General features: G+C 40.3%; 8 protein-coding genes and 1 pseudogene. 4 read left to right on the top strand and 5 right to left on the bottom strand.

Annotated features, from left to right (window positions below; translation table 11 throughout):
- Positions 1-395 precede the first annotated feature (395 nt).
- The gene (locus VQ643_RS15705) at positions 396-2777 is read right to left on the bottom strand and encodes a TonB-dependent siderophore receptor (protein WP_414201355.1); all 2382 of its coding nucleotides are present in this window, start codon (positions 2775-2777) and stop codon (positions 396-398) included.
- A 216-nt stretch (positions 2778-2993) separates the two neighbouring features.
- On the opposite strand from VQ643_RS15705, the gene VQ643_RS15710 reads away from it, so the two are divergent.
- On the top strand, positions 2994-4361 hold the full coding sequence (locus tag VQ643_RS15710) for an L-cystine transporter (protein WP_414201357.1): 1368 nt from the start codon (positions 2994-2996) through the stop codon (positions 4359-4361).
- A 175-nt stretch (positions 4362-4536) separates the two neighbouring features.
- Positions 4537-6603, top strand: a complete 2067-nt coding sequence (locus tag VQ643_RS15715; RefSeq protein WP_414201359.1) for a TonB-dependent receptor — start codon at positions 4537-4539, stop codon at positions 6601-6603.
- Between the two features lie 89 nt (positions 6604-6692).
- Here VQ643_RS15715 and VQ643_RS15720 read toward each other — a convergent pair whose 3' ends face one another.
- Together VQ643_RS15720 and VQ643_RS15725 are read right to left on the bottom strand one after the other, a co-directional pair.
- The gene (locus VQ643_RS15720; RefSeq protein ID WP_414201361.1) at positions 6693-7322 is read right to left on the bottom strand and encodes a histidine phosphatase family protein; all 630 of its coding nucleotides are present in this window, start codon (positions 7320-7322) and stop codon (positions 6693-6695) included.
- Positions 7323-7635: 313 nt separating this feature from the next.
- Complete coding sequence (locus VQ643_RS15725; RefSeq protein WP_414201363.1) at positions 7636-8238, bottom strand: TetR/AcrR family transcriptional regulator; 603 nt, start codon at positions 8236-8238, stop codon at positions 7636-7638.
- A gap of 583 nt (positions 8239-8821) precedes the next feature.
- Here VQ643_RS15725 and VQ643_RS15730 point away from each other — a divergent pair.
- Positions 8822-9124, top strand: coding sequence for a hypothetical protein (locus VQ643_RS15730; protein ID WP_414201365.1), 303 nt, complete (start codon positions 8822-8824; stop codon positions 9122-9124).
- A gap of 170 nt (positions 9125-9294) precedes the next feature.
- Here VQ643_RS15730 and VQ643_RS15735 read toward each other — a convergent pair whose 3' ends face one another.
- Both VQ643_RS15735 and VQ643_RS15740 read right to left on the bottom strand, forming a co-directional pair.
- Positions 9295-9663 (bottom strand): DUF4440 domain-containing protein, encoded by a 369-nt coding sequence (locus VQ643_RS15735; RefSeq protein WP_414201367.1) that lies wholly within the window; start codon positions 9661-9663, stop codon positions 9295-9297.
- Between the two features lie 4 nt (positions 9664-9667).
- Positions 9668-9820 carry an aspartate/glutamate racemase family protein gene (locus VQ643_RS15740; RefSeq protein WP_414201369.1) on the bottom strand — a complete coding sequence of 51 codons (153 nt, stop codon included), beginning with the start codon at positions 9818-9820 and terminating at the stop codon, positions 9668-9670.
- Between the two features lie 159 nt (positions 9821-9979).
- Here VQ643_RS15740 and VQ643_RS15745 point away from each other — a divergent pair.
- Positions 9980-10407: pseudogene (locus tag VQ643_RS15745) on the top strand (transposase); the annotation flags it as partial.
- Between the last annotated feature and the right edge of the window lie 59 nt (positions 10408-10466).

Raw genomic sequence — 10466 nt, forward strand, 5'->3', positions numbered from 1 at the left:
ATTATTTTTCGTAGTTATTTAAAAGTAATCTTTATGGTTCTATAATAGATTTTGCTTATCTAAAGATAATGATTTGCATAGAGAGATGTCATTAACAATAGAGAGTGAATAGCAATTATGAGCTGTTAGCCTTGACTTGTTCATGCACGGGGTTAAGTATGCAATGAAATATTTTCATAAGGTGCAGTAGTGGGGGCAGCAGTTGCTGATTCTTCATTCAGACTATTTTTCTTTTTTGAGTCGGCTCAAGCTCTGACTAATGTGTCCAATAAAATAGGTAGGGTATTTCATTTAGAATTTGAGTCTCGCATCCGTTAGCAAGTGCTGAGTATTGAATTTAAATTAACAATGCAAGGCTTTAAAGTGGTTATCAGCCTTGCATTGTCTGTTGGGCGTTAGAAATTGTAGCGTGTTGTAAGCATATAACTACGTGGAGCGCCCCATGAGTAAACACTATAAATATCCATCATGGTGTAGTACTTTTCATCAAGTAAATTATCAATATTTAAACTGAGCGTTAGGTTATCTGTTAATTGATAGCTAGCCATAGCATCTACCACAAAGAAATTTTTCTGAGAAAAACGTTTATCTTGCCAAATAACTTTGCCTTTTGCGTCATATTGCCCTGTAGGTGCTTGGCGGTTCGACCATGTTTTACTTTGCCAGCGCATACCTGCACCGAGTGTTAGCGGTTTTAACTCACCTTCAAAGTTGTAACTGGAGTAAAGTGTTGCTTGGGTTTTTGGCATACTAGTATTGATCGCTGTGCCTTTAAGCTTGGGAGCCGCATAGCTAAAACCAGCTTGTATTTGCCAGTTATCACTTAATGCGCCAGATACCTCAATTTCATAGCCTTTGGTTTTTACTCCTTTGATGGCTTCATAAGCATAAGGACGTTGAGGATTTTCAACGCTGTATTCTTGAGCATAGTTATCTTGTCTTATTTCAAAATAAGCGGCTTGCATATTGAGCCGACCTTCAAAAAACTCGGCTTTAATACCTGCTTCGTAGTTTGCTCCGGTCATTGGCGGCAAGGTTTTATTATGTATATCCTTTGCATCTTGAGGTTTAAAAATTTTACTGTAGCTGCTGTAGACGGAGAAATTGTCATTTACATCATAGACAGCGCCAATAAATGGCGTCACCTTGTCAAAGGTGCGCATATCTTGCTCTTTGTAGTTAGATAAACGAGCGCCTAAAATAAGCTTAAAGTTGTCGCTGAAATTTAAGCGGCTGGTAGCGTAATAGCCTTGCTCATAGGTTTTAACATCATCTTGGTAGCGATTCCCCCAAACAGGCTTTTCGATAACGCCTGTCCAGTTATAGTAGTCAAAGTCTCTGCCTTGATAATATTCGTGGCCACTTTCTCCCGTATTTTTCCAATGGCGTTTTGCATAGCTAGCGCCAAGCACAAACTCGTGCTCACGCCCAAATAGCTCAGTAAAGCCTGAGAGGTAAGCATCTATAGCATCGCTAGTTGTTTTACCCTCATATTGACCTGACCATAACTTAGCGCCTTTGCCTGTACTTGGATTAGGGTTGCCACCCGATAGCGCGGCTAATTTTGCATCATAGCCATTAATTTGATGGTTAAGTTGTACTTTACCCACCCAGCCATTATTAAACCTATGTTCTAAGGTGGAGAACACAGTGCGGGTGTATTGTTCCCAGTGGCTCCAACTTGCTGCATTACTAAAGCTAGGTGAACGCTTATTAAAATTCCCTTGGCTATCCCAGTATGGGTTGCCACCCCATGTTGAACCTTTAGGTTTGTTATCTTGATAATCAGCGCCCAAGGTTAATAAGGTATTTTCGCTTACATCAGCTTCGATAATGCCATAAAAAACATAAACATCTTTTTTATAGCGATCTTGCCAAGAATGGGCTGTCTGGTCGGCAGTAACAAAGCGACCGCGAATGCTTCCTTCTTTATTTAACGGTCCACTGAGATCTATTTCTGTACGATAGGTATCCCATGAGCCTAAACCTAAAGAAATATGCCCTTGATTTTCATAAGTAGGTTTTTTGCGCACAAGGTTTAAGGTAGCGCCAGGTGTGCCTACGCCAGTCAATAAGCCATTAGCGCCTTTTAAAACTTCAACACGGTCATAAATTGCCATATCCGTTAGCGTATTGCCTGCTGAGTAAGCAGAGTTACGCGTCATCGGGATGCCATCGTATTGGAAGTTTTGAATCGCGAAGCCGCGCGCATAGTATTCAGTGCGTTCACTATCATAAGTCAGAATGCTTACGCCTGGCGTATGTTTAATTACGCTATCAATATTGGTAAGGGCAAAGTCATCCATCTTTTGTCGAGTAATAACACTGATGCTTTGTGGCGTTTGACGAGGCGTAAGCGTTATACGCGTAGCTGTAGCTATAGTTCCGGGAGTATAGGAGCCAGTGTTCTCAGTAATAGTGCCCAGTTGATTGGAATAAACGACAGCTTTGTCTAAGTCAATGGCAGAGCTAGTTTTGGCTTGTATTACCCAGGTGTTTTCTCCTTTATTGATGGCGACTAAACCTTTGTCATCAAGTAGACGATTAAACAAGTCAGCAAGCTCGTAATTGCCCTTAATAGTGGGCGCTGAAATATTTTGTATTAGTTGATAATCAAAAGATAGCGTAATACCAGCCTGCTGAGCGAGTTGCTCTAAGTTGGTGCTAAGGTCTTTAGTTGTCAGAGCAAAGTGTTGTGGCGCTGCTAATGCAGCCCCCGCGCTGAGTAAACTGAATACTAAGACTATGGGTTTTATAGAGGTTGGCAGATTTTTCATACTAATTTTCACAGGTTAATGAGGGGGTTCACTAACCATGTCGAATTATAAAATAAAAACCCGTAATGAAAATCGTTATTATTTTATGAAATCTATTTTCGCCGTGTTCTTAGGTTACAACTTAATGGCATAACGCAAAATATTGATAAATTGTTAGCATAGGCAGTTGTTCTAGAATTTATTGTGCACAATGTGCATCGCAAGTGGAGAGAAGGGATGAATTTGCCCCTCGTAGTAAATCTCATAGTATTCGTTTTATTTGTGTGGCTATTGCTACAAACGCAACGCACGAATTGGAGTTTGTCAAAAAAAGTATTGGCCGGTCTGTTGCTAGGTGTGGTTTTTGGCCTAGGTTTACATTGGATTTACGGGATAGATAATCCGGTTATTGGGCAGTCTCTTGAGTGGATTAATATTGTTGCTGGCGGCTACGTTAATGCGCTGCAAATGGTCGTTATGCCGCTTGTCTTTGCCTCTATTCTCAGCGCTGTAGCCAAATTACATAACGCCTCATCACTCGGGAAAATTAGTTCGTTATCTATTAGTGTGCTGCTTATAACAACTGCAGTTTCAGCATTGGTAGGTATTGTTATTACTAACCTATTTGGTTTAACGGCGGAAGGATTAGTACAGGGGGTGCGAGAAGCTCAACGGCTAAGTCAGCTAAACACTGACTATATGGGAAAAATAACCGATTTAACCTTACCAGCAATGGTAGTTTCGTTTATTCCACGTAATCCTTTTGCTGAGCTAACGGGGGCTAGTCCAACAGCCATTATTGGTGTTGTAGTTTTTGCGGTATTTCTAGGCATGGCAGCATTACAGCTTCTAAAAGAGGATACTGAAAAAGGTGAGCGCGTACTGATTGCTATTGATACCTTACAAGCATGGGTCATGAAACTTGTTCGGTTAGTGATGTCATTAACACCCTATGGTGTTATGGCGTTAATGGTTAAGGTAGTAGCAAGTTCTAATCTTGAGGATATTCTCAAGCTAGGGGCCTTTGTTGGTGCATCTTATATTGGTTTAGGTTTGATGTTTATTGTACATGGATTAATTTTGTCTGGCGTAGGGGTTAATCCTGTTCGTTTCTTTCAAAAAACTATGCCTGTTTTAACCTTTGCTTTCACCAGCCGCTCAAGTGCTGCCAGCATTCCGTTAAGTATTGAAACGCAAACGCGTCGTTTGGGAATTCCTGAGTCTATTGCAAGTTTTGCTGCTTCTTTTGGAACTACGATAGGGCAAAATGGTTGTGCTGGGCTTTATCCAGCAATGCTCGCGGTGATGGTAGCACCTACAGTAGGCATTAACCCGCTTGATCCATGGTGGATTGCAACTTTAATAGGTGTTGTAACCATTAGTTCTATTGGTGTGGCTGGTGTTGGTGGTGGCGCTACTTTTGCCGCTTTAATTGTATTGCCAGCCCTGGGGCTGCCTGTTGAGTTGGTTGCTTTGCTGATTTCAGTAGAGCCGCTCATTGATATGGGGCGTACAGCGTTAAATGTAAGTGGATCAATGACGGCTGGAATGGTTACCAGTCAAGTATTAAAACAAACCGATAAAAATACATTACAGATGGATTAGGTTTGTTGGCATAGCTGCAAAAGAGGAGCTGTTTAAGCTCCTTTTTTGTAGGTGAAAAATACAAAATGAAATAATATAACAAAATAGCTTGAATGTTATACTGTAACAAAACTATGCTATACAGGTTTTCTGGCCAGAGACACCAACATGCATAGATATAACATCAGGAGCTTTTATGTTGTTTTTGAGAACACCATTGGCTATTGCCGTGGTTCTAAGTACTTGGACGGGTACTGCCTTAGCCAATAACCCTCTTACCTTAAAAACCTCAGTAGTGAACAGTAACTCATTAGCGCAGTCGCAACTTCGTATGGTCAATGCGAGTGAGATTTTAACTGATGAGGAACTTCAGCTTGCCCAAAGTGCCACTTTGGGGGAAACCGTAAATCAACTGCCAGGTGTGTGGGGAAGCTCATTTGGTTCGGGGGCAAGTCGTCCTGTTATTCGTGGAATGGATGCTGGACGAGTAAAGGTATTGAACAATGGAATTGATAGCTTAGATGCTTCGACCATGAGTGCAGACCACGCTGTTACCATTGAGCCTATGTTTGCGGAGCGCATTGAAGTATTAAAAGGGCCTGCCACCTTGCTTTACGGTGGTGGAGCTATTGGAGGTGTGGTTAATGTCGTTGATAGTAAAATACCTACACAGCTACCAGAGAAAGGCTATGCGTTAGATCTTCAATGGCAAGGCAATACAGTTGCAAAAGAAAATCTTGTAAAAGCAGGCGCTACCTTAGCGCAAGGCCCTTTTGCTTTACGCATTGAAGGTCTTAAGCGCGATGCTGACCCTTATCGTACCGCAGGGCGAGCTGATGGTTCGCATAAACGCAAGCAAGAAGGCTCTTATAATGACACCAACAGCTTCAATATAGGAACCAGTTGGATTACAGATAACGGTTACACTGGAATCGCGTATAGCCGCCAAGCTAATGAATATGGTTTATTGGCTCATGAGCATGGCCATTGTCATACACACGGTCATGGTGAGCATATGCATTGGCATTGCGGCCATCATGGTCACGGCCATGGGCACGATCATGATCATGACGAGCATGGGACGCCTTATATTGATATGTTACAAAAACGCTGGGATTTGCGTAGCGAATATGACATTAACCTAGCCGGTTTTGAACATATACGTTTTGCCTTGGGCCATACGGATTATCAGCATAAAGAAATAGAGGGCGCAGAGGTTGCTACGCAGATTAATAACAAAGCAACAGAAGCTCGCCTAGAATTAACACATGCACCTATTGCAGGCTGGCGAGGCATACTTGGCGGACAAATAGTACGTAAAGACTTTCGCAATACTGGGGAAGAAGCTTATGTTCCCAATACCTTAACCAAAAACCAAGCGCTCTTTATCGTAGAGGAATATGAACAAGGTAATTGGCGTTATGAGCTAGGTGCTCGACATGAATGGCAAAGTATTGAAGTGCGTAAAGACTTGGATATACGCAATCGTCCGACTAAAAATAAAAACCATAATGGCACATCCTTGAGCGCTGGGGCCGTTTGGCAGTTTGTTCCAGAATACAGCTTAGCCAGTTCTATTTCACGCTCTCAGCGTTTACCTATAGCTGATGAGCTTTATGCATTTGGCCCCCATGCGGCTAGTCGAACCATTGAGCAAGGTAATTTAAGTTTAGATAAAGAAACTTCACATAATATCGATCTGAGCCTGCGCAAAACACAGGGTTTTGTAACCTTTAATTTGACAGCCTATCGTAACCAAGTGAAAGACTACATTTATGCTGCTGATACAGGCGATAGACCAGGTGCAGGTTATCGCGTTATTCAATACAGACAAAATGATGCAACCTTCAATGGCTTAGAAGGCGATGTAAACTTTGCTTTTAATACGGGCACTGATCTAACACTTTGGGGGGATCATGTACGCGGCAAGCTAAAGCATGATGGTCACTTAGCACGTATTCCATCTGCTCGCTTTGGTGTGCGCGTTAAGCAGCGGATACAAGACAATCTAACAGGGCATGTTTCTTTTACGCGAGTGCAAAAGCAAGATAAGTTAGCAGATTTTGAGCAGAAAACCTCTGGTTATAATCTGCTAGGTGCGGCGCTAGTCTATGATGGCAATGCAGATGCCTTTAACTATCAGCTATTTGCTAGGGCAGATAACTTACTTAATGTAAAAGCACGTGAACATACATCTTGGATCAAAGATCAAGTGCAGCTACCAGGACGAAACTTTACTGCTGGCATTAAAGTAAGCTTTTAATAGACAAGGATAAAACTAAAGGTTACAGACTTTTAAAAGACGTTGGAATGTACTGCCAGCGTCTTTTTATAATTGGGTCTAAGCACAAGCTAAGTTAGCTTTAATTGACGTAAATATATAGCCGTTGAACCGCTATCTATAAGCAGCTCAAAGGCTGCTAGGTTAGATACCGGAAAAGCTCTTTGGAACTTAAAAAAACTGCGTAATTGCAGCGTATTAAAGCGCTTTGTAGAGTCGACCAATACATGCCAAGCGAATAAAGAAAACCACATGCCATGTCCAAAAATAACCGAATTACTTGGTAGTTGTCGTATGCTAGGAATGGCAGCTATTACTTGTTGATTAAACTCATTAAAACTTTGTGCATTAGCGCCATGCTTTTTGTCTGGATCAGCAGCTCGCCAATAAGCCAAGGTTAAAGGTAAGCGCTGTTGCCCATTTAAGTCTTTTATTAAGTCAAAATCGAAAATATTGAACTCATTAAGACAGGCTAAGCTTTCTGCGGTCAATTGATATTTTTTAGCTAAAGGCGCTGCTGTTTGTTGGGTGCGCAAAAATGCGGAAGTAAAAATAGCATCAGGTTTAATAATGTTTTGATCAACTAAGGATAATGCTTGCTGGTGGCCGAACGCTGTTAGCTCAATTTCTGCATTAGGTTGGCTAACACCACCTATATTGGCCACGCTTTGTGCATGGCGAAAAAAGACAATTTTTTTCATATTAATATTACTCGCGGATATGCAGTCTAGAAACTGCAATCATTAGCTAATTAATATATAAAATAAATATATATTTTAAGTGTAATTATAGTATAACTTTTAACTCTATTGAATAATTAAATATTATTAGATTTTGTTTGTACTTTTAACAATTCCAGTTAAAGTTAAGGCTGATCAGTAATTTGCGGGGACAGGAGGTGTGCTGTGGCGTTTTTTATAGAGGGGTTAACTTTTGAAATTATAGGCATGATCATGATTATTTCAACCATGATCATCTGGGCTCTAGTAGCTAGCTTTATGTCTTAGTACGCATTTACTGGCCACGCACATTTAAATAACGATGAATAATTAAGCAAACCATAGCAATATGCTGTTCTAACTCCTCACTGCTAGTAGCTTTCACGCGTCCTACAGCACCTTCGGCTATAGACATAATCCATAATGCAGTATGCTCAGGATTTAGCGTTTTATCTATTTCTTCTATGGCTTGCCCTTTTTTTATTAAAGTTATTAATGTTTTTTGAATAAAGGCGTCTGTTTCCTCAAACAAAACATCAATTTCTGAATTGCGTGAAGCCTCGGCAGAGATTTCAATAAAAATACGAGAAAAAGTTTGATTTTGTGCTGTTTTTAGCAGCTCAGTAACGACGTTTTGAATCGAGGCTAAGGGTTTACTCTCATCACAGTTTCTATGGAAAATACCCATGGTTTCTTGTTGATCAAGTAATGCAATAGCTTCAATAATTGATTTTTTATTAGGAAAGTAATGAAAGAGCGTTCCAGGACTCATACCAGCAGCGCGACATAACTCAGCAGTAGTTGTGGCATAAAATCCTTTATTAGCAAAGCATTCAATAGCTGCATTTAATATTTCCATCTGCTTTTGCTCTAGTTTCTCTTTATTTACAGTACGCACAAAACGACTCCTCTGCTGCTAGCCCAGTTAAGTGCTTATCCGACAACATGATCATATAAGTTGCAAAAAGTTGCTTGAAAACAATAAAAGATGGCATATAGCTATTATAGTTAAGCCCTACCCGCAATAAAGGGAATAAAGGTATGACTCCGACCATCTTTGCTTTACTTAGCAGTGTATTGTTCGCTTTATTGCTTGCTGCATTTATGTATGCTGCCAAACACCACTAAACCTGCCATTATGATATCCCGATTGCCATCCAAGATTCGGCGCCCATTATTCAAACACAATTTCCTGGTCTGAAGCAATTTGAGCAATATGGCAGAGGATTTTTTGGTACAGGTGCTGATTTGATCGTAGCGCCTATTTTTGGTGCTTACTTCATTCGCCCAACTAGCATTGCAATCAACTTAAAAGATGAAGAAAAAGCACAGAAATTTTTACAAAATATTCATTTCCAGTCAGCCTATCATCTCAAGAATTCTATAAGATTAAAACTCATTATGATCAAGATACTCATATTTTAATGCATCATTTAATTTATTTGGCGTCATCCGCATGGATATCTCCGCCAAAATAGAAAATGGCTGGTTGCACATTTCTAATTCTCATTGAAAAAATCCCATCATTGATACACAAGAAAAATAGTGCAAATCACCTTTTCCTTGCGATTAATAGCAGCGAAGCAAACGAAATTCTGCCACAGTTAGGTTTTATTGCACGTGAAAATTATGCAGGCTATGCTGAAGTATCTAAAGGTGAGTTGTATCCATGGATGTCTATTTATAACATTGATACAGAACAAGCAAGTCAGCGCCAAAAATCTATTTTAGGCGTTTCTACACGAATGCCAAAAGATGTCATTATGGTACAAGATTCAGCTTAAAGCATAGATCCTGTATCCATTCAAAACTGGGATCAAAAAGATCTACAGTCGCCTAATTTTAATTTATGGATGCGTTTTGAAATGGATGGTTTAAGAACACGCATTGAATTTACTCAACCGAAATAATTAACCACTTTGCATTAAAAAAACCAGCATCGCTGGCTTTTATTTTATGTTGTTGGTGTACCTTGGTGAAAGCGTAACTGCCATTGATCTTCTGTCATTTTCACCCAGATAGAAGATCGATGAGTAATTTTAATGCGTTGATCATTCTCTAATTGATAGCTCAAATATGTCATCAATATCACATCGTCACTTAACAGCGAGCAAATAAAGTTTTCAGAATAAATCTGTGTCATTGATTCAACACGCAACAAATCATCTAAAGTATCTGCCTTATCTGTTGTTGCGCCTGATCGACAAAACTCAAAAAAATCATCATGTAACACTGATTGTAGAAATTGCTCATTTTGTCTAACCTCAGGTTGATGCAAAGCCATTTCTTGCTGAATCAATTGAGTGAAAAGTTGGTTCATCATGAAATCATTCCGCCAAAGCAAAATCCACAGCCGCCATTGCATGGATTGTGGTTGTATCAAAAATTGGTACGCTAAACTGAACATCGCCAATCAACATACAAATTTCAGTGCAACCTAAAATAATGCCTTCAGCACCTTCAGCGATTAATTGATTCACAATATCAATATTTTTTGCTTAGAATCCTCTTTGATAACGCCACAATATAATTCATTTACATTAGTCTGCCTATGCGCATAGGCATGACCTTTTCCCCTAAATTAGCACCATAACTTCGATGAGATTTCCATTAAACTGAGAACCTTTGGAGAACTCACTATGAAGAAAGGTTACACCGAAGAGCAAATTATTCGATCCATTAAAGAGCATGATGCAGGCACCAAGGTCAGCGATATTTATCGACGAATGGGCATTTCTAACGTCACTTTTTATAACTGGCGCAGTAAATAGGCTGGCTTAGAAGTGAGCGAAGCCAAGCGTTTGCGAGAGCTCGAGTCTGAAAATAACAAATTAAAAAAGCTGTTGGCAGAAAAGCGGCTTGAAAATGCGGCACCCAAAGATGTCGCCTCAAAAAAGTGGTAACCCCAGCTAGTAAGAAAAGAGCCGTTCGTCATCTTATTAACGACGCTAAACTCAGCCAAAGACTTGCTTGTAAGCTGCTGGGGCTAAGCAGAATCACTTACCGTCTTTATCGCGAGATGGGCTTGCAGGTGTGCACAAAGCGTAGAAAAAAGTTAACGCGCCCTCTAAGCCCCCATGCTAGTTCCTAGTGGCACTAACTAACGCTGGTCGATAGGTTTTGTAT

It is taken from the genome of Pseudomonas sp. F1_0610, assembly GCF_047470865.1.
In the GTDB taxonomy this organism is placed as follows: domain Bacteria; phylum Pseudomonadota; class Gammaproteobacteria; order Pseudomonadales; family Pseudomonadaceae; genus JAZDRH01.